Source organism: Paraglaciecola aestuariivivens (assembly GCF_052983255.1).
Genome location: NZ_JBRKBA010000008.1, coordinates 1 through 18,157, shown reverse-complemented (window position 1 = coordinate 18,157; position 18,157 = coordinate 1). Strand labels below are relative to the sequence as shown.

Here is an 18,157-nt window from a genome sequence, read left to right as displayed (position 1 = left end):
GTTGTTGTTATCAGCCGAGTTACACTCTTGATTTGCGACATTTTGCTGGCTAAGTTGGATTTCTTCATATCTATCAGTTGATTATGGGTTGAATCCAGTTTAGGTCAAGGATAAAAATTCGTAAATTAAGAGTCATGAATAGCTTAACTATAGCCTGAATTGTTCACCTAGGTATACATCTCTTACACGTTGATCACTTAAAACTTCTTCGGCAGTGCCAGAAGCTATGAGTTCACCATGACTGACTATGTAAGCTTTTTCACAAACGTCTAGGGTTTCTCTGACATTGTGGTCAGTAATTAACACACCTAAACCGCGATCTCGCAAGTGCTGAATAATCTTTTTAATGTCGTTTACCGAGATAGGATCGACTCCCGCAAAGGGTTCATCTAATAATATAAATTCTGGGTCGGCAGCTAAGGCGCGGGCAATTTCAACTCTTCGCCGCTCACCGCCAGATAAGCTCATACCTAAGCTATTGCGAATATGGTTTATATTGAATTCGTCTAAAAGTGAATCAGCTTGTTGCTCTCTTTGTTCGGTCGAAAGCTCTTTGCGCGTTTGTAAAATAGCCATTAAGTTTTGATGTACAGTCAGCTTTCTAAAAATAGAGGCTTCTTGAGGTAAGTAACCTATGCCTTGTCTGGCACGCACATGCATAGGTTGTAAAGTTAAGGCTTGTTGATCAATAAAAATATCGCCTTTATCTAAAGGCACTAAGCCAACAATCATATAAAATGTGGTGGTTTTTCCCGCACCATTAGGGCCTAGCAGTCCTACTATTTGCCCAGTAGACACCTCTAAACTTACATCCCGCACTACCTGGCGTGATTTATAAGATTTAGCCAAATGTTGAGCTTTTAAAACGGCCATTAAGGTTGGTTTTCCTGTGTTTTAGCTTCTGGCGTCTTAGTGACTGGCTGAAAAGTCGTGATTACCCGACCGCTTTCTTGATCACTGCCCTGAGCAATAATTTGTTCTAATTCCATATTAAACTTTATGGATTTGCCTTTAACACTGCTGGAGTTTTGGGTGATATGGGCATTGCCTTCTAAGCTAAGTGAACGACTATCTCTGTGATATTCAATTCTATCCGCGCTGGCGGTTACTGTACTGCCATCTTCTTGTTTTTGTGAATAGGTTGCAGGGTTGCCTGTTGCAATAAAAATTTCTTTGCCTTCGCCTTTGCTAGCATCAATTTCTAACGCGTCAGCTTTAACTTCTAACGAACCTTGTTTGATCACCACATTGCCTTCGTAAGTGGCTTTTTTGGCAATGCCATCAGCGTTTTGATATTGCGAAGCTAATTCAATCTTTTTACTAAAGTCGTCTTTGCCTGCGTGACTGGTGGCCGCAAACAAGCATAAGCCCAACAAACTAGTGTGATGAAGCAGGCTGGTAAACAGTTTTAACATGGTCTAATAACTCGTATCTTTGGGTTTCTAAGCTTGCGGTAAAGCCGTTACTGTTAATGACGTAATTGGGCCCAACAATTTCTACAGCTTGATCTGAATACATGGTTTTTTCAGCTAAATTCACTTCAACAAATTGTGTTTTAATGACTTGAATATAACCTTGATCGTTCAGACTGGTTATTTGTACATCAGATTCAAATTGAATCCGTTGATCTTCGTATAGTGTGCCTTCATTTGCTTTAACTTTCCATGGATGCATCGACTGAGCAAACAATAAATAATTAGGTTGGGTAAATAGAGTAAAGCCAAGTAAATCAAAATGTTCCATCTTTTGGGCAAACACTTGATGGTTAATATGACCCATTTTATCGTATAAAGTGCTGCGCATTTGTTTGGCTTGATAATTCGGCACCCAAGCTTCTTCTGTTAGATTATCTGTATCGGGTGGCGCTTGATTAAGCCAGCTAGGCAAACTTAAGCCTAACGCTAATAAAAAAAGCATACCTATACAGAGTGTTACTCTGTTCATACACTGGCACCGTGTATGCCTTCAAGTTTATTGTGTGCCAATAGAATTAGATCACATAACTCCCGCACTGCACCCATACCGCCTTTAGTGATAGTGCAATAATTGGCTTGCGCGGCAACAATAGGGTGACCATCTTGTACACATACTTTTATTTGGGCGGCTTTAAACATGCCCAAATCTGGCATATCGTCGCCTATGGCAGCGGTAGCATGGGGGGCAATGCCAGTTTGAGCTTGGATGGTTTTTAGGGCGGGTAGTTTGTCTTCACAGCCTTGGTAAATATGCTGAACCCCTAAAGCGCTCATGCGTTTTTCAACCATATTTGATTGGCGACCAGTAATGACTGCCACTTGAATGCCTAATTTAATTAGGGCTTTTACCCCGTAACCATCGCGGGTATGAAAGGCTTTTAATTCTTCACCATCTTGGCCCATATAAATTCGACCATCTGAAAACACTCCATCTACATCACAGACCAACAGCTTAATTTTGCCTAATTGGGTTAGTAGACTGGTTTTTATTTCTCCATAAGGTGTGTGTATTGTAGGCATTTAAATGATCCCTGCTTGTAATAACAGTTGCATATTAATGGCGCCGACTGGCTGATTATTTGTATCTGTCACAAAAAGCGAGTTTATTTTGTGCTTTTGCATTAAGGCTAATACTTCGGCAGCCAACATGTTTTGCGAAGCTGTAACGCAATTGGCCGTCATAATTTGTTGAATTTGGGTATGGTGAATGTCAATTTTTTTATCTAACACTCGCCTTAAATCACCATCGGTAAATATGCCTAGTAACTTACCTTGAGCATCGACTATGCCAGCCATACCCAGAGCTTTGCGAGATATTTCTAATAAAACTGCACTTAAAGTTTGTTCGGGAGAGACTAAAGGTAGCTTGTCTCCTGTTAACATAATATCGGCCAGCTTTAGCAGCAGCTTTCTGCCTAACGAACCACCAGGGTGCGATAGGGCAAAATCATCAGAAGTAAAGCCTCTAGCATCAAGTAAAGCAACGGCTATAGCGTCACCCATGACTAAGGTAGCAGTGGTGCTAGAAGTGGGCGCTAGCCCTAAAGAACAAGCTTCTTGAGGTACTTTAATGCATAGGTTTATATCAGCATATTGTCCTAGAGTACTCTTGGCATTTGAGGTCATGGCTATGATAGGCACACCTAGGCGCTTTACCACCGGAATTAATCCTAAAAGCTCACTTGTTTCACCTGAATTAGATATGCATAACAAAATATCTTGCTCGGTTAGCATGCCTAAATCACCATGATTGGCTTCGCCTGGATGCATAAAAAAGGCTGGGGTACCGGTACTGGCTAATGTGGCAGAAATTTTATGCCCTATATGCCCAGATTTTCCCATTCCACATACCACCACTTTACCTTTGCAGGCTAAAATAGTTTCGCAGGCTTGAACAAACGCATCGTCTATATATTGGGCAAGTTGCTCAACCGCTTGTTTTTCGATGCTAATAACCTTTAATGCTGACTCTTTTATCATAATGTCCGCTGAGCCTAATATTAACTAAATAATAAAACTTGATAACCAAAGAAACAGGCAACTAATCCTAATCCTTCAATACGATTAATACGGCGGCTGCCCTTTAGATGGAAACTAAACATCAATAGTAATAGGGTTAATCCCAGCATTACATAGCTGTCTCGGGTGGCAGCATTGGCATCAATTACACCTGGGGCAATCAGCCCTGGCATAGCTAGCACCGCTAATAAATTAAAAATATTTGAACCAATAATATTGCCTAAAGCCAAATCATCTTCATTTTTTATTACCCCGGCAATACAAGCGGCTAACTCAGGCAAACTGGTACCTATCGCAATAATAGTTAAGCCAATGACTAATTCGCTTAGGCCAAAGAAGCGTGCAATATTTGAGGCATATTCCACCATAAAGTGGGCACTTAAGGGCAGCAAAATCATGCCAACAACTAACCACATAATGGCTTTAGAGGTAGGCACGCCCGAGGGAATTTCACTTTCTGTTTCGGGTTGCAAGGGATCGCCAGATTCCATATGAAAAGACATCCAAGTTAGCCCACCTATTACCAAAAAGAAAAAGCTAATAAGAATAATGCCCTCAATCCGAGTTAAGCTATAGTCGGATAAAAAATATACCGCTAATAAACTAAAGAAAAGCAACACCGGCATTTCTTTTTTTAACACGCCCGAAGCAATAGACAAGGGCTTAAATAAAGCGGTCAAACCAAGTACTAAGGCAACATTGGTAATATTTGAGCCTAGCGCATTACCCACAGCTGTGTTGGTTGCACCATTAAAAGAAGCGGTAGCCGCCACCATTATTTCAGGTGCTGATGAGCCCATAGCCACTATGGTTAAACCTATAATCATAGGAGAAACACCAAGGTTTTTGGCTAAGGCTGAAGCACCAAATACAAATCTATCTGCAGCCCAACTTAAAATGACTAACCAGACCAGGAAAAGACAAACTTCTAAAATCACAAACACTCACTTTTCATTTTGATTAGGGTAATTGTCTCACACCAATGAGAAAATAAAATAAGTTCGCAAGTTTTTATTTTGTTTTGCGTTCTTTTGTACATATATGAACCAATTTAGCAGAAACCAAGTAACAATCCTTTTTATAAGTGTCGGCAGATTAGGGTAAAGGTTATAATAAGTTAATAATTTTTACCCAATAGTTAATTTTAAAGCTCGGTTAAGTTAATGTTCAGCTAAGTTTTGTTTTGATTGTATCAAGCCGCAGCCAAGCACCTTAAATAATGTGTTTAAAATTATAACTTGTTACTTTTTCTCTTTGTTATTCACACAAGAAAACGAATACAATAGCATGTCGTAAGCATGCGCTTTTAATCTGAATAAGGTAGAACCGAATTGGAACCTTTTAAATAAATGGAAAATTTGATTGAAATTGACAACCTTACTTTCAGTCGAAGTGGCCGAATAATCTACGACGATATTTCTCTGCAAATTAAAAAGGGTAAAACCACCGCTATTATGGGCCCAAGTGGAATAGGCAAAACCACTATGCTCAGATTAATAGGTGGGCAATTAAACCCTGACCAAGGGGATATTCGCTTTAAGGGTGAGTCGATTCCTAAGATGTCGCGTTCTCGGTTGTTCTCGGTACGTAGGCAAATGAGCATGTTATTTCAAAGTGGTGCCTTGTTTACTGATATGTCAGTTTACGACAACATTGCCTTTCCACTTAGAGAACACACTCAGCTTTCTGAGTCCATCATAAAAACCATAGTGTTATTAAAGTTACAAGCGGTAGGGTTAAGAGGTGCAGCACAATTAATGCCTGCTGAATTATCTGGTGGTATGGCCCGCAGAGCAGCCTTAGCTAGAGCCATAGCCCTAGATCCAGAGCTGATTATGTACGACGAGCCATTTGCTGGCCAAGATCCTATCTCTATGGGGGTCTTAGTTAAGTTGATCAAAGCGTTAAATGATGCCTTGCAATTAACCAGTGTGGTTGTGACCCATGATGTAACCGAAGTGCTAACCATAGCCGATTACATTTATATCTTGGCCGACAAAAGGGTAATAGGCAGTGGTACACCAGAAGAAATACAAAACAGTGACTCCTCCTTAGTGCAGCAGTTTTTGCAAGGACAGGCCGATGGCCCAGTCCCATTCCATTACCCAGCTTCCAGTATAGAAGACGCTTTTTTAGGGAATGAGAAATGAATTGGACCATAGAGTTAGGCGCTAACACCCTAAATAAAATTGCCACCTTTGGACGCGCAACTTTTATGTTGTTTGGTGCCCTAATTGCAAAACCCCAACCATTAAAATTAGTCCCTCTTACCATCAAACAAATATACGTGGTTGGGGTGCAATCTTTATTAATTATTGTGGTGTCGGGATTATTTATTGGCATGGTAATGGCGCTACAAGGTTACACCATATTAGTGGGCTACGGTGCCGAAGGTAGCTTAGGACCAATGGTGGCTTTGTCGCTTTTGCGAGAATTAGGACCAGTAGTGACCGCCTTACTGTTTGCCGGACGAGCGGGCTCAGCTTTAACCGCTGAAATTGGTTTAATGAAAGCCACAGAACAGTTAAGCAGTTTAGAAATGATGGCAGTCGATCCACTGCGCCGAGTGATAGCGCCGCGATTGTGGGCAGGATTTATTTCTATGCCATTGTTAGCCCTGATTTTTAGTGCCGTAGGTATATTAGGTGGGCATTTAGTTGGGGTTGATTGGTTAGGGGTTGATCACGGTAGTTATTGGTCGATTATGCAGTCAACCGTTGATTGGGATAAAGACGTGGTTAATGGCATCATTAAAAGCATGGTGTTTGCTTTTGTGATTACCTGGATTGCAACCTTTAAAGGTTATGACTCTATCCCAACCTCAGAAGGGATCAGTAAAGCTACTACAGAAACTGTAGTGTTTTCATCGTTAGCAGTTTTAGGGCTAGATTTTATATTAACCGCATTAATGTTTGGAATTGAGTAGAGGAATCAACAGTGAAATCTAGAAAAGCGGAATTAATGGTTGGCATATTTGTTTTGTTAGCCATAGCAGCAGGTTTAATGCTGGCGCTAAAAGTAGCCAGTCAAAGTATGACGAGTACGGCTGATACTTATACTCTATATGCCAAGTTCGACAACATAGGTGGACTAAAAGTACGCTCGGCTGTGAAAGTCGGTGGGGTAACTATAGGTCGTGTAGAAAGTATTACCCTCAACAATAGTGATTTTACTCCTTTGGTCACCTTAAGAATTAATTCAGAGTTTAATCAATTTCCTGAAACCAGTTCAGTGGCAATTTTAACTTCAGGCTTATTAGGCGAGCAATATATTGGGTTTCAGCCGGGCTTTGCCATTGATGGTGTTGAAAACCTCGCTCAGGGTGACTACATAGAAGACACAAAATCAGCTTTAGTGTTAGAAGACTTAATTGGACAATTTTTATTTAGCAGCAACGACGGCTAAACTAATTAGTGAGTGGGAGAGATATAGTGATAAAAAAATTAGTTGCGCCCTTGATTGTATTGGTCATGATTGCCGCCTTAGGTACAACTCAGGTGCAGGCTTCGCAGGCAGAAAATCCTTATGTGATGTTAGAAGAAGTCGCCACCAAAACCTTTGCGCGCATCAAACGCGAACATAGTGATATTCAAAAGGATCCTGAATTACTGCGCAAAGTTATGGAAGAAGAGTTGTTACCCTACATAGATTACAACTTTTCTGCGCTTAAAGTGTTGGGCAAGTATTACAAAAAAGTCCCTCGAGCTCAGATCCCTGAATATATTGGGGTGTTTCGCTCTTATTTAATTACCACCTATGCATTAGCTATGGCCTATTACAATGGCCAAGAAGTAGAGTTTCAGCCTGTTCGCGATGTCACCAATGAAACTGCTGTGACTGTGCGTGCCATAGTAAAAGATCCTAACCGCCCAGACATCAATTTAGCGTTTAAGCTGCGTAAAAATAAACGAACTAACGAATGGAAAGCCTACGACATGGTGGCCGAAGGTATTAGTTTGTTATCAAGCAAGCAAAGTGAGTTTGAATCGATTTTACGTCGTGATGGTTTAGATAAAGTCATGGAGTTGATGAAAGACACCATTAACAAACCTATTAACTTAGACACTAAGCTAAAGGATAGGTAATTGACTAAGTTGAGTCTCACCCAAAATGCACAAGGGCATATTGTATTGTCGGGTGATTTAAACCGTCACACTGTGCCCACTATTCCCAACTTGCCTTTAGCCTCGAATAAAGTGGCAAATGCTCAAGAATGCTTAATTGATTTGCAAGATATTCAACACGTAGATACCGCAGGTCTGGCATGGTTAATTAATGGGTTAAAGCAGGCACGGGCCTTAGGCATAAGCTGCCAGCTTAAAGGTTTACCTAAAACCTTGCTAAATCTGGCAAAAATAAGCGACGTAGATCAGTTTTTATCGGTACAATAGCCGCCCATTTATTATTGAGAGACTTTATGGAAAATTCACAAATTGAAGCATTATTGCGTGAAACCTTAAATTTGGCAGAAGTGCATGTAACAGGCGATGGCTCGCATTTTCAGGTTATAGCAGTGAGTGACCAATTTGACACTATGAGTCGTGTTAAAAAACAACAATTTGTTTATGCGCCTTTAGCTGAAAAAATTGCCGAAGGTACTATGCACGCTGTTTCAATTAAAACTTTCACTGAAAGTCAGTGGAAACGGGAAAAAATGTTTAACCTGCCACAATAGCTGTTTTGCCTTTCTTGCTTCCATCCTTGTTATCCTTTTTATCTATATAGAGTGCCGTCATGGACAAATTATTAATCGAAGCCTGCCCGCCTCTAACCGGAAGTGTGCGAATTTCTGGGGCAAAAAATGCCGCTTTACCTATTTTAATGTCGAGCATTTTGGCCGACTCCAGCTGTTATTTTAACAATGTGCCCGAATTAAGAGATATTTCTACTAGCTTGGCATTGTTACAAGAATTAGGAGCCGAAGCCTATCGCCAAGACGGCCAGTCTGTGGTTATCGACCCAAGTAAGATAAATAACTTTAATGCGTCTTACGACTTGGTCAAAACCATGCGCGCGTCAATTTTAGTGCTGGGGCCTTTATTGGCCAAATTTGGGCAAGCCAATGTTTCCTTGCCAGGTGGTTGTGCTATAGGCGCGCGTCCAGTTAATTTGCATTTGCAAGGTTTAGAACAAATGGGCGCTCAGATTGAGGTAGACAATGGTTATATTCGTGCCAGCGTAGATGGAAAACTAAAGGGTGCGCACATCTTTATGGATGTGGTCAGTGTGGGAGCAACGGAAAACCTAATGATGGCAGCAGCCCTAGCCGAAGGCCAAAGCATTTTAGAAAATGCTGCAAGAGAGCCGGAAATTGTTGATTTAGCTAATTGTTTAAATGCTATGGGCGCTAAAGTTGAGCATGCTGGAACAGACAAAATAGTGATCCAAGGTGTGCCAGCCTTGAACGGATGTACTTACCAGGTATTGCCCGACCGCATTGAAACCGGCACCTTTTTAATTGCAGCAGCAGTGACAGGTGGAAAAATACGTTGCGAAAATGCCGCGCCACATTCGCTCGAAGCCGTGCTAGATAAACTGAGTAAAGCCGGAGCAGATATCACCACAGGAGATGACTGGATAGAGTTAGATATGGGTAATAGGCCGCTCAAAAGTGTTGATATTAAAACCGCCCCGCATCCTGGTTTTCCTACCGATATGCAGGCGCAATTTGTTGCCTTAAATTGTTTGGCTGAAGGTACAGGTGTAGTCACCGAAAATATTTTCGAAAACCGTTTTATGCATGTACCTGAGCTCCAACGCATGGGCGCTGTAATTAGACTACAAGGCAACAGTGCAGTATGTAGTGGCTCATCTTACCTTAAAGGCGCGCAAGTGATGGCCACCGACCTACGGGCTTCAGCCAGTTTAGTGATAGCTGGGCTTAGGGCTGAAGGGCAAACTGTGGTAGATCGTATTTACCATCTTGATCGTGGATACGAACATATTGAAGAAAAACTCAATGGTCTAGGTGCCAATATCAAACGTATATCAGCCTAGAGGTTATTCACTCAAAACATATTATTTGTTAGCGCCCCTTGCATAAGGGCGCTCAGCTAATTAAAGATTTAAGCTTTGCCTTAACCACGCCAAAAATTATAGCTCTGCCACCGTCATAGTTAACTTTATAGGTTGGTTATTTCGGCTTACTTCAACCTCAATTTGGGTGCCTGGACGGGTGCTAGAAATATACTCTAAGGTTTTACGAATACTATCTGCTGGAATTCCGTCTACCGCTAAAATCACATCATTGACTTGTAAACCAGCACGCTCAGCCGGGCTACCCTGACCTACAGCGTTCACTACGATGCCGCTTTCGGTATTAATATCGGCACCCACAAAACCTAAAACACCACGAGTGACTTTGCCGGTTTCAACAATTTCATCCATGACTTTTTTGGCCACTACATAAGGAATGGCAAAGGCTACACCATCAACGTTTTCTACGCGGTTACGGCTAACACGAGTTTGAAAGTTGGCATTGTTAATACCTACTAGTACCCCTTCGCTATCAACTAAGGCGCCGCCAGAGTTACCATCTTTTAAACTCACGTCTGTCTGCACAAAATCCACATAATTGGCTAGGCCATTATTGCTGATGCGGCTCACTATGCCTTGGGTAATGGTTTGGCCTAAATTAAGAGGGTTACCTATGGCTAATACCACATCGCCAACCATAGTATTAGGCTCTGCTTGCTGAGGAATAGGGTGTAAGTTATCTAGAGGAATTTTTAGTACCGCCAGATCGGTGTAACGATCGAAACCTAATATTTGTGCTTCTTCGTAACGGCCATCTTGTAAACCAACCAGAATTAATTTGGCATTAGCAATCACATGGTAACAGGTAAGAATATAACCATTGCTACTCATAATTACCCCAGAACCCAAGCTAGTGCGTTCAATGGCTTGGCGTCTATTATAACCGGCGTTTTCTATGCTCTGGCTATAAATATTTACCACAGCTGGCCCTGCAGCATTAACCGCAGCATTAAAGCTTAATTTTTTAGACGATTCTTGAGGAGAAAATAGGTTTAAGGGCAGGCCGCTGCCTTGGCGTAAGTCAGGCACTAACAACAAAATAATAGATGAAATAATGACACCTATTAGGACCGACTTGAGAAAAAATGAAAAGGTTTTAAGCACGGATTGTAAACATTATAAATACGTCAGATAGACAAAATAATAACATCGAAATCCAAGGGTTGATAGCGACAACCTATTGGATTGCCGCTATTTTATTGATTGCTTAACGGATCACTAAATACAAAGAGGTTAATCCGCGTTTAATGTTTAAGGCTATGACCCCTTTGGCGTCTTCTAATTCGCTGCGCAATTGCATAACGGTATCGACCTTTTTACGGTTTACCGCAATGATCACATCACCATCTTTTAAACCAATGCGAGCGGCAGGAGAGCGCGCTTGTAGTTCAGAAATGACTACACCGTTATCATCTTGCTGCGTTTTACCATTGGTTAGCGTGGCACCTTCAAGAGCAGGGTGAATTTCTTTAGCTGCAACCACTGTTTGAGTTGCATCACCAAGGGTTACCTGAGTTTTGATTTTTTTACCTTTACGTAAAATGGTTAAATCAAGCTCAGCTCCAGCTCCTTTACTGGCAACTTTAGCGCGTAATTCTTGGAAGCTAGATACAGGGCGGCCATTAATTTCAATAATAATGTCGCCAGCTAAAATTCCGCCTTTTTCAGCAGCTGATTCGGGTGAAACTTCACTTACAAATGCACCCTGAGTGGCACCTAAGTTCATGGCTTCGGCTAGGCCTGAGTCTATGTCTTGGCCCATAATGCCTAACAAGCCTCGGCGCACTTCACCAAACTCTATGATTTGATCCACTAAACTTTTCATCATATTGGAAGGAATGGCAAAACCAATGCCCACATTGCCACCGTTAGGACCAAAAATAGCTGTGTTAATCCCCACTAAGCTGCCAGTTAAGCTCACTAATGCGCCACCAGAGTTACCACGGTTTATGGCTGCATCGGTTTGAATGAAGTTTTCATAACCACCAATATTTAATCCAGAACGTCCCAAGGCGCTGACTATTCCTGAGGTAACAGTTTGGTTTAAACCAAATGGATTACCTATAGCCACCACAAAATCACCTACACGCAACCGATCAGAGTCAGCCAGAGGAATAGCGGTAAGGTTATCGGGTTCAATTTTTAATAAAGCAATATCACTTTGTTCGTCTGAGCCTAACTTTTTGGCTTTAAACTCTCGGCCATCGGTTAACTTAACTGTGATTTCGTCAGCGTTATCCACCACATGGTTATTGGTGACCACATAGCCTTTTTTGGCATCAATAATGACCCCCGAGCCTAAGCCTCTAAAAGGACGCTCTTGCACTTGTTCATTAGGACCACCAAAAAAATGTCTAAACATTTCTGGTATGCGTTGGCGCGATACTTGTGTGCCTTCTACCGAAATACTCACTACCGCTGGGGTGGCTTTTTCTAGCATAGGTGCCAGGCTAGGCACCTCTTGTTTATCATTGCCAAAAAAAGGTAAGGCTGCTTGCGCTGAAAAACTTGCCGACATGCTTGTCAGCACTAAACAGCAAACGACTAAAAAATGATGTGTTACTTTATTCATTGATGGTTATCTCCAACATCTCAATTTAAAAACAATACACAGACTCTTTAGGCCTTCTAAAAGTTCATCACTAAGAATCTTTTACTTTGTTGTCTTCGCTACCCGAAAAAAGTCCTGAACTTTGTGAAGAAAAATCTAACGGCTGTACATCTGCCTGCGCTTTTTCACGTGATGCAGTTTTACTTTGGTTACGTAAATAAGCACTGGCATGCTCGCCGTAATAATTTAACGAACTGCCTTCAGCCCCAGAGTTTTGGCTGATCAGAAGCTGTTCATAGTTTTCTATCTGTTGTTTTAGACTGTGGGTTTGACCAAGTAAATTTTCAAGTATTTGTTTGCTTTCTTGCACATGTTGAGTAGCCTGCTGGCTCATGATTTCGTGCAAAGTTTGTTCGTTTTGCACGTCTTCTGTTTCGCTAACTGCTTCGTTTTTGACATATTTAGCAACAAAAAAGCCTATTACTCCACCCACTATTAATAACAATAAACCCACTAACCAATCCATAACCACTCCTAAATTAAAACCTGTTATTGCTTAACAATCTTACTCAAACCAAGAATATGTTGAGTAATGACCATGAGCAAGAATACAATATTTGTTATTATACGCGCAGCATGTCTTATGCGGGCATTTTATTTGTATTCAAGTGCGAAATTTCACACATAATCAAAAAGGACACACCCTCAAGAATGACTGAGCTAACGCCTTGGCAGAAATATCAAGCTGATCTAGAAGATCCAGAGTTTTTATATGATGCAGCGCAAGAAAATGCGGTAAAAGAGCTGCAACGTCTTTACGACGAACTGACTCACCCAGAACAAAAAGTCACGTGGCGGGTAAAGTTACAAAGTGCTTTTGGAAAAGGCATGCGCAAGCCTTCTATCCAAGGTTTGTATTTTTGGGGCGGAGTAGGACGTGGCAAAACTTATTTAGTGGATACCTTTTACGAATGTTTACCTTTTGACAAAAAGTTGCGCATTCATTTTCATCGCTTTATGCACAGGGTACATCAAGAGCTAAAAAGCTTATCTGGTGAGTCTGATCCATTAAAAGTGATAGCCAAAAACTTTGCTAAACAAACCAAAGTGATTTGTTTTGATGAATTTTTTGTGTCGGATATTACCGATGCCATGATCCTTGGCACTTTGATGGAAGAATTATTTGGGCATGGCATAGTCTTGGTGGCCACTTCCAATATTGTGCCCGACCAACTATATAAAAACGGTTTACAACGCGCGCGCTTTTTACCTGCCATAGAACTAATTAATCAAAATACCCGCATAGTAAATGTAGATAGTGGGGTTGATTATCGTTTGCGAACATTAGAGCAAGCCGAAATTTATCATCATCCTCTAGATCAACACGCTAATGCCAATCTACATATTTATTTTAAACAGTTGGCTCCCGAATTGGGCACGCAAAACCGCAGCATAGAAATTGAAGGGCGAATGATACCCGCATTGCACTATGCTGATGGGGTAGTTATGTTTGAATTTAGAGCCATTTGTGATGGACCACGAAGCCAATCTGATTATATGGAGATCAGTCGTTTGTATCACACTGTACTGATTGCCAACGTAGAACAAATGGGTGAAGCAGAAGACGATATTGCCAGACGTTTTATCGCCATGGTAGATGAATTTTACGAACGTAATGTAAAACTCATTATGTCGGCCGAAGTGTCTATGGAAACCCTTTATACCCAAGGGCGATTAAATTTTGAATTTAAACGCTGCTTAAGTCGCTTAAAAGAAATGCAGTCGCATGAATATTTAGCCACTCAACATATTCCTTAAAAACTGGGAGAGCCCACGATTGATTTTGTTATCTGCGTGGAATATCGGTAAAATCCCAGCATAAATAAAAACTGCAAATTGAATGCAACAAATTAAATAGAAGAGATAACCAAATGGGCAGAAAGTTTGAAGTGCGTAAAGTGGCCATGGCCAAAACCGCAGGGGCAAAAACCAAAGTATATTCTAAATACGGTAAAGAAATTTACGTCTGTGCGAAAAATGGTGGTGTAGACCCACAAGCAAACTTGTCACTAAGACGCTTAATTGAAAAAGCCAAAAAAGACCAAGTTCCTAGCCATGTTATCGAAAAAGCCATAGATAAAGCCGCAGGTGGCGCTGGTGAAGACTATGTACCAGCACGTTACGAAGGCTTTGGCCCAGGTGGCTGCATGGTGATAGTGGATTGTTTAACCGACAACAACAATAGAACCATTACCGATGTACGTAACTGCTTTACCAAAACCGGCTCTAAACTTGGGGTAGAAGGTACAGTAGGGCATATGTTTGACCACCAAGCTGTGTTTGCTTTTAAAGGCGATGACGAAGACGCCATTTTAGAACTACTAATGGAAGCCGACGTAGATGTTACAGAAGTAGAATTAGAAGACGGCGTTATCACAGTTTATGCACCTCATACCGAATACAACGCAACACGCACAGCTTTGACTGAACACTTAGGCGATATTGAATTTGACGTGGACGAAATCACCTTTATTCCACAAACCGAAGCTCAGGTTAGCGGCGATGATGTACCTATGTTCGATAAATTTATGGACATGCTAGAAGACTGTGACGATGTACAAGATGTGTATCACAACGCGGTTGTCGAACGTTAGGCGTTAAATTAAACCAAATTTAAACGACTAAGATTAATAAAACAGCCCTACCTTTGGTGGGGCTTATTTATTTAGAGGGCATTTTTGTATGAACCGTATGTCGGCAATGAGCGAGGAGCGGACCTTAGCCTTTAATCAATGGCCTTCAGAAAAGTGCCATAAGGCAACGTCGAGCTGAAGTTGTCTGACAGGCAGCTCACAGCCTAAAAGCGGGCAGTGAAAGGATCGTCTGGAGTATTATAAACAATGCTTTGCTAATACGGTTTTTATCTACCAAACACATCGGTTAGTCTGCGTGACTAACCAATTTTCACTATGGCTATCTCTGTAAGTTTGTCAGTTTCTTTTACATATGAGCACCACTGAATTGACTACAATACAGTAACACATTGAAATACATAGAAATAAATATTTTGGCGTCTAAATTGCTTGTACATTGTCTTGTTTAATAAACACTAAATAATTTAATTTTTTATTTGACCATTTTTATTCTTAAAATAAATATCAAAAATGGAAATACAAGGCACTATGTATTTTTATATTAGTAAAAATTAAGTTTTTTTTAATTGTACTCGACAAGTAATGAAGCATAATTTCAAAATTTTTCTATTGAGGATTTATAGTCATGAAAATAACAAAAGTTTTAGCATTTATAAGTTTTTTTGTTTTATCAAATTCACAGGCCACTCCTATTTTGTTAGGTACGTCAACTTTATTTTCTACAGACGATTTAACACAAATTGAACTAGATGGAGGCGATGTAATCGAATGGCTTGACATTAGCACTTCTATTGGTATGGACATTGAAACGGCACTAAACAATTATTCTGGGTTTGGATTTCAACTCGCCAACTTGGCGGACTTGCAAAACCTATTAGATGCATTTTCACTTCCAACAATTACTTCTTCTTTTCCTTTAGCCTCAAATGAAACTTTTGCTTCAACTTCGTCTCTAGTGACGAACTTCACAAATTTTTTGGGAACTACGTGGTCCGGAACGAATGCAACAGGTTGGTTAGACGATGAATTAATCAATGGGCAAGCAGGATTATTAAATGTTCGTGGTAGCAACAATGATGTTTTTGTAAATAATTTTAATGGTGGCACGGGTGATAACGGCGGTGCCCTTAGTGACACTGGTGTTTGGTTATTCCGTTCTGTGATTGAAGTGCCAGAACCTAGTTCACTGTTACTATTGGGATTGGGTCTTTTCGTATTGGGTAGACGGTTTCAAGCGTAACAAAAAAGGTAGAAAAGCGCTTTTGAAATAAGCGTTTTTCTACCAATCAGCCTTCAGTTTCCCCCTAGCTTTATCTCCTCTTTTAGACTCTGCAATCCAAAGTAGTTAAGGGGTTACAATGCAGATCCGTTTTAAATTTTTTTTAATATTGGGCAATCAATCAAATATTCAATCCCTAGCCAAACGAAGTTCTGCTTCCCAGCGACTTAACTTTCCCGAATTAAAAGCTGGCTTGTCGAATGAGAAAACAGGATGTTTGAGCAAGGCGCGCACTTTGCACGGACGCTACCTCGCGCCAGTTCCACTTCAGGCAGCTTTGTATTCGGATTTAGAAAGTTTGCGGAGCGAAGCACTTTTCCCCTCTTTTGGTGCTTCAAAAGAGGGGGGCGCAGGGAATCGGCACGAAAACAGCCATGGAATACAGTAGGCCCAGCAGCCTATAAGAACTGCGGGGGTTCGCTGAAAAGTATCATTCTTCACCAAGTTTACCGTTCAACCCGTTAAATTATTTAGTCCGCTTTGGTGACAAACTTGCCCAAAAAGTATCCGAATCTGAAAAATGGAATTTAAATTCTGTAAATGATTATCAAAAATGGATGTCTGAATTGGCTGTAAAGACCTGGAGAGTTGATTAATTCCTGCAGGGTCGAGTTCGTTGAAATCAACAGGACCAAATCGATAAGGGCAGATACGTTGATTGATCAAAAGCTCAATTGCCCCTTTTGGCACCAAGCAGAGACCCCCAATCGAGTTGGGAATGACGGTTGTTGGCAAAATTAGACAATCGAAGGTTGCGTTAAACACCTTACTTGCGAAATAACGTTTCTGAAATGCCTAACTACCTTGGGTATTATTAAACGACTTATTTAATATGGGCATTTAACCAGACTAGCCTGAAGATATAAGTTACTTAAACACTTCGCTATAAGCGAATAATCCTTGGCTGCCGCCTGTGTGTAAAAACAAAATATTTTGTTGGGGTTTAAACACAGCTTGTTGGCATAAAGCGATTAAACCCGCCATGGCTTTACCGGTATAAACTGGATCTAATAATAAACCTTCAAGTCTTGCGACTAGTTGTACTGCATCGAGCATAGACTGGGTGCATATTCCATACCCTTGGCCAACGTAATCGCCATTGGCTTTTACTTTACTCTGGCTGTTTGGCTCATCTAGCTTTAACAAGGCTAAAGTTTGTTGCAATAAAGCATAAACTAAGGCTTCTTGCTCTTGGGCAGGCCGACTAACACATACCCCTAAAACTGCGGTACTTTGTTGCTGCGCAATAAGCCCGGCCAACAATCCGGCTTGGGTACCGGCACTACCACTGGCTAAAACTATGTGATCAAAAGTCAGCTTTTGGCTGGCACTTTGGCTTACTATTTCTTCTGCACATGCCACGTAACCTAAACTGCCAAGGGCGTTCGAGCCTCCCATAGGGATCACATAGGGATGTTTTCCTTGCTGTTTTAGCTCTGAAACTAAAGCTTTTAGCACTTGTTCGCTGCTTTGGGCTGGTGCGACTTTATGAATGGTGGCCCCACATATTTGGTCTAACAGTATATTGCCATTGTGATAATAATCTTGCTGAGGCGCTCCTTTAACGTCTTCTAATACTAACTGACAATCTAACCCTAATTTAGCTGCTGCCGCGGCAGTTTGCCGAGCATGGTTTGATTGCAGTCCACCTAAGGTAATAATTGTATCTGCACCTTGTTGCTGCGCATCAGCCAACAAAAACTCTAACTTTCGGGTTTTATTGCCGCCGCCAGCTAAGCCAGTACAGTCATCACGTTTTACCCATATATTCACCCCAAGATGTGCAGACAATCGGGGTAATTTTTCTAAAGGAGTAGGGCCATGGCCTAACGAAACGCGAGGAAAACTGTGTAATGACTGCATATCAATCTCAAAATATTGTGAAGGTTTAGGTTTACCAAAGTGAGCGCAAACTATATCGAATGCTGATTGGGGTGAAAAGCGTCAAACTTATTTAGCATAGTTCCGCTAAACCCAATAAAAAGCCCTCAAGTGAAGTGACCCCCAATAGTTGGACATTCCAATTACTGGGGGTTTTATGTCTGCATACAGTAGAGAGTTCAAACTAGAAGTAGCAACGCAAGCCAACACCAAAGGTTCGCGTCTGCTTTCAAAACAATTCAACGTCAGTTCAAGGCAAATT

21 protein-coding genes are annotated in these 18,157 nt (G+C 41.1%); 11 read left to right on the top strand and 10 right to left on the bottom strand.

Annotated features, from left to right (window positions below; genetic code table 11):
- Positions 1-147 precede the first annotated feature (147 nt).
- The 6 genes from lptB to ACVCDT_RS12415 are packed head-to-tail and all read right to left on the bottom strand — an operon-like array spanning position 148 to position 4,432.
- Complete coding sequence (gene lptB / locus ACVCDT_RS12440) at positions 148-873, bottom strand: LPS export ABC transporter ATP-binding protein (RefSeq protein ID WP_447133109.1); 726 nt, start codon at positions 871-873, stop codon at positions 148-150.
- Positions 873-1,415: a lipopolysaccharide transport periplasmic protein LptA gene (gene lptA / locus ACVCDT_RS12435; RefSeq protein ID WP_447133108.1), complete on the bottom strand. Its 543-nt coding sequence runs from the start codon at positions 1,413-1,415 to the stop codon at positions 873-875. The genes lptB and lptA overlap by 1 nt, the downstream gene beginning before the upstream one ends.
- Complete coding sequence (lptC, locus tag ACVCDT_RS12430; RefSeq protein ID WP_447133107.1) at positions 1,378-1,944, bottom strand: LPS export ABC transporter periplasmic protein LptC; 567 nt, start codon at positions 1,942-1,944, stop codon at positions 1,378-1,380. Before lptC ends, lptA begins: the two co-directional genes overlap by 38 nt.
- Positions 1,941-2,495 (bottom strand): 3-deoxy-manno-octulosonate-8-phosphatase KdsC, encoded by a 555-nt coding sequence (gene kdsC, locus ACVCDT_RS12425; RefSeq protein ID WP_447133106.1) that lies wholly within the window; start codon positions 2,493-2,495, stop codon positions 1,941-1,943. The genes lptC and kdsC overlap by 4 nt, the downstream gene beginning before the upstream one ends.
- A complete protein-coding gene (locus ACVCDT_RS12420) occupies positions 2,496-3,455 on the bottom strand; it encodes a KpsF/GutQ family sugar-phosphate isomerase (protein WP_447133105.1) in 960 nt (319 codons plus the stop codon).
- A 20-nt stretch (positions 3,456-3,475) separates the two neighbouring features.
- Positions 3,476-4,432 carry a calcium/sodium antiporter gene (locus tag ACVCDT_RS12415; RefSeq protein WP_447133104.1) on the bottom strand — a complete coding sequence of 319 codons (957 nt, stop codon included), beginning with the start codon at positions 4,430-4,432 and terminating at the stop codon, positions 3,476-3,478.
- Positions 4,433-4,843: 411 nt separating this feature from the next.
- On the opposite strand from ACVCDT_RS12415, the gene ACVCDT_RS12410 reads away from it, so the two are divergent.
- From ACVCDT_RS12410 to murA, 7 genes are read left to right on the top strand one after another with little or no spacing between them, the layout of a single operon-like run.
- Positions 4,844-5,644 carry an ATP-binding cassette domain-containing protein gene (locus tag ACVCDT_RS12410; protein ID WP_447133103.1) on the top strand — a complete coding sequence of 267 codons (801 nt, stop codon included), beginning with the start codon at positions 4,844-4,846 and terminating at the stop codon, positions 5,642-5,644.
- Positions 5,641-6,420, top strand: a complete 780-nt coding sequence (mlaE, locus tag ACVCDT_RS12405) for a lipid asymmetry maintenance ABC transporter permease subunit MlaE (protein WP_447133102.1) — start codon at positions 5,641-5,643, stop codon at positions 6,418-6,420. The genes ACVCDT_RS12410 and mlaE overlap by 4 nt, the downstream gene beginning before the upstream one ends.
- 11 nt (positions 6,421-6,431) lie before the next feature.
- Positions 6,432-6,899, top strand: a complete 468-nt coding sequence (mlaD, locus tag ACVCDT_RS12400; RefSeq protein WP_447133101.1) for an outer membrane lipid asymmetry maintenance protein MlaD — start codon at positions 6,432-6,434, stop codon at positions 6,897-6,899.
- Between the two features lie 29 nt (positions 6,900-6,928).
- Positions 6,929-7,579: an ABC transporter substrate-binding protein gene (locus ACVCDT_RS12395; protein ID WP_447133225.1), complete on the top strand. Its 651-nt coding sequence runs from the start codon at positions 6,929-6,931 to the stop codon at positions 7,577-7,579.
- Positions 7,580-7,885, top strand: a complete 306-nt coding sequence (locus ACVCDT_RS12390; protein WP_447133100.1) for an STAS domain-containing protein — start codon at positions 7,580-7,582, stop codon at positions 7,883-7,885.
- A gap of 26 nt (positions 7,886-7,911) precedes the next feature.
- A complete protein-coding gene (locus ACVCDT_RS12385; RefSeq protein WP_447133099.1) occupies positions 7,912-8,169 on the top strand; it encodes a BolA family protein in 258 nt (85 codons plus the stop codon).
- A 59-nt stretch (positions 8,170-8,228) separates the two neighbouring features.
- The gene (murA, locus tag ACVCDT_RS12380) at positions 8,229-9,491 is read left to right on the top strand and encodes a UDP-N-acetylglucosamine 1-carboxyvinyltransferase (protein ID WP_447133098.1); all 1,263 of its coding nucleotides are present in this window, start codon (positions 8,229-8,231) and stop codon (positions 9,489-9,491) included.
- Positions 9,492-9,587: 96 nt separating this feature from the next.
- On the opposite strand, the gene ACVCDT_RS12375 is transcribed toward murA, so the two are convergent.
- The 3 genes from ACVCDT_RS12375 to ACVCDT_RS12365 form a co-directional block, all read right to left on the bottom strand.
- Entirely contained in the window at positions 9,588-10,634 is a 1,047-nt protein-coding gene (locus ACVCDT_RS12375) for a trypsin-like peptidase domain-containing protein (RefSeq protein WP_447133097.1), read from the bottom strand.
- Between the two features lie 103 nt (positions 10,635-10,737).
- Entirely contained in the window at positions 10,738-12,048 is a 1,311-nt protein-coding gene (locus tag ACVCDT_RS12370) for a DegQ family serine endoprotease (protein WP_447133224.1), read from the bottom strand.
- A gap of 124 nt (positions 12,049-12,172) precedes the next feature.
- Positions 12,173-12,607: a ZapG family protein gene (locus ACVCDT_RS12365; RefSeq protein WP_447133096.1), complete on the bottom strand. Its 435-nt coding sequence runs from the start codon at positions 12,605-12,607 to the stop codon at positions 12,173-12,175.
- Between the two features lie 185 nt (positions 12,608-12,792).
- Between ACVCDT_RS12365 and zapE the strand changes: the two genes are divergently transcribed.
- The 4 genes from zapE (at position 12,793) to ACVCDT_RS12345 (ending at position 16,402) form a co-directional block, all read left to right on the top strand.
- Positions 12,793-13,899, top strand: a complete 1,107-nt coding sequence (gene zapE / locus ACVCDT_RS12360) for a cell division protein ZapE (protein WP_447133095.1) — start codon at positions 12,793-12,795, stop codon at positions 13,897-13,899.
- Positions 13,900-14,012: 113 nt separating this feature from the next.
- Positions 14,013-14,735, top strand: a complete 723-nt coding sequence (locus ACVCDT_RS12355; RefSeq protein ID WP_447133094.1) for a YebC/PmpR family DNA-binding transcriptional regulator — start codon at positions 14,013-14,015, stop codon at positions 14,733-14,735.
- 625 nt (positions 14,736-15,360) lie between these two features.
- Positions 15,361-15,975 (top strand): PEP-CTERM sorting domain-containing protein, encoded by a 615-nt coding sequence (locus ACVCDT_RS12350; protein WP_447133093.1) that lies wholly within the window; start codon positions 15,361-15,363, stop codon positions 15,973-15,975.
- A 118-nt stretch (positions 15,976-16,093) separates the two neighbouring features.
- Positions 16,094-16,402 (top strand): hypothetical protein, encoded by a 309-nt coding sequence (locus tag ACVCDT_RS12345; RefSeq protein WP_447133092.1) that lies wholly within the window; start codon positions 16,094-16,096, stop codon positions 16,400-16,402.
- A gap of 479 nt (positions 16,403-16,881) precedes the next feature.
- On the opposite strand, the gene cuyA is transcribed toward ACVCDT_RS12345, so the two are convergent.
- On the bottom strand, positions 16,882-17,877 hold the full coding sequence (gene cuyA, locus ACVCDT_RS12340) for a D-cysteate sulfo-lyase (protein ID WP_447133091.1): 996 nt from the start codon (positions 17,875-17,877) through the stop codon (positions 16,882-16,884).
- Between the last annotated feature and the right edge of the window lie 280 nt (positions 17,878-18,157).

Bases quoted from the DNA above. Each gene is read 5' to 3' on its own strand.
- lptB (WP_447133109.1), bottom strand. From the start codon at position 873: ATGGCCGTTTTAAAAGCTCAACATTTGGCTAAATCTTATAAATCACGC.
- lptA (WP_447133108.1), bottom strand. From the start codon at position 1,415: ATGTTAAAACTGTTTACCAGCCTGCTTCATCACACTAGTTTGTTGGGC.
- lptC (WP_447133107.1), bottom strand. From the start codon at position 1,944: ATGAACAGAGTAACACTCTGTATAGGTATGCTTTTTTTATTAGCGTTA.
- kdsC (WP_447133106.1), bottom strand. From the start codon at position 2,495: ATGCCTACAATACACACACCTTATGGAGAAATAAAAACCAGTCTACTA.
- ACVCDT_RS12420 (WP_447133105.1), bottom strand. From the start codon at position 3,455: ATGATAAAAGAGTCAGCATTAAAGGTTATTAGCATCGAAAAACAAGCG.
- ACVCDT_RS12410 (WP_447133103.1), top strand. From the start codon at position 4,844: ATGGAAAATTTGATTGAAATTGACAACCTTACTTTCAGTCGAAGTGGC.
- mlaE (WP_447133102.1), top strand. From the start codon at position 5,641: ATGAATTGGACCATAGAGTTAGGCGCTAACACCCTAAATAAAATTGCC.
- ACVCDT_RS12385 (WP_447133099.1), top strand. From the start codon at position 7,912: ATGGAAAATTCACAAATTGAAGCATTATTGCGTGAAACCTTAAATTTG.
- murA (WP_447133098.1), top strand. From the start codon at position 8,229: ATGGACAAATTATTAATCGAAGCCTGCCCGCCTCTAACCGGAAGTGTG.
- ACVCDT_RS12370 (WP_447133224.1), bottom strand. From the start codon at position 12,048: ATGTCGGCAAGTTTTTCAGCGCAAGCAGCCTTACCTTTTTTTGGCAAT.
- ACVCDT_RS12365 (WP_447133096.1), bottom strand. From the start codon at position 12,607: ATGGATTGGTTAGTGGGTTTATTGTTATTAATAGTGGGTGGAGTAATA.
- zapE (WP_447133095.1), top strand. From the start codon at position 12,793: ATGACTGAGCTAACGCCTTGGCAGAAATATCAAGCTGATCTAGAAGAT.
- ACVCDT_RS12355 (WP_447133094.1), top strand. From the start codon at position 14,013: ATGGGCAGAAAGTTTGAAGTGCGTAAAGTGGCCATGGCCAAAACCGCA.
- ACVCDT_RS12350 (WP_447133093.1), top strand. From the start codon at position 15,361: ATGAAAATAACAAAAGTTTTAGCATTTATAAGTTTTTTTGTTTTATCA.
- ACVCDT_RS12345 (WP_447133092.1), top strand. From the start codon at position 16,094: ATGCAGATCCGTTTTAAATTTTTTTTAATATTGGGCAATCAATCAAAT.
- cuyA (WP_447133091.1), bottom strand. From the start codon at position 17,877: ATGCAGTCATTACACAGTTTTCCTCGCGTTTCGTTAGGCCATGGCCCT.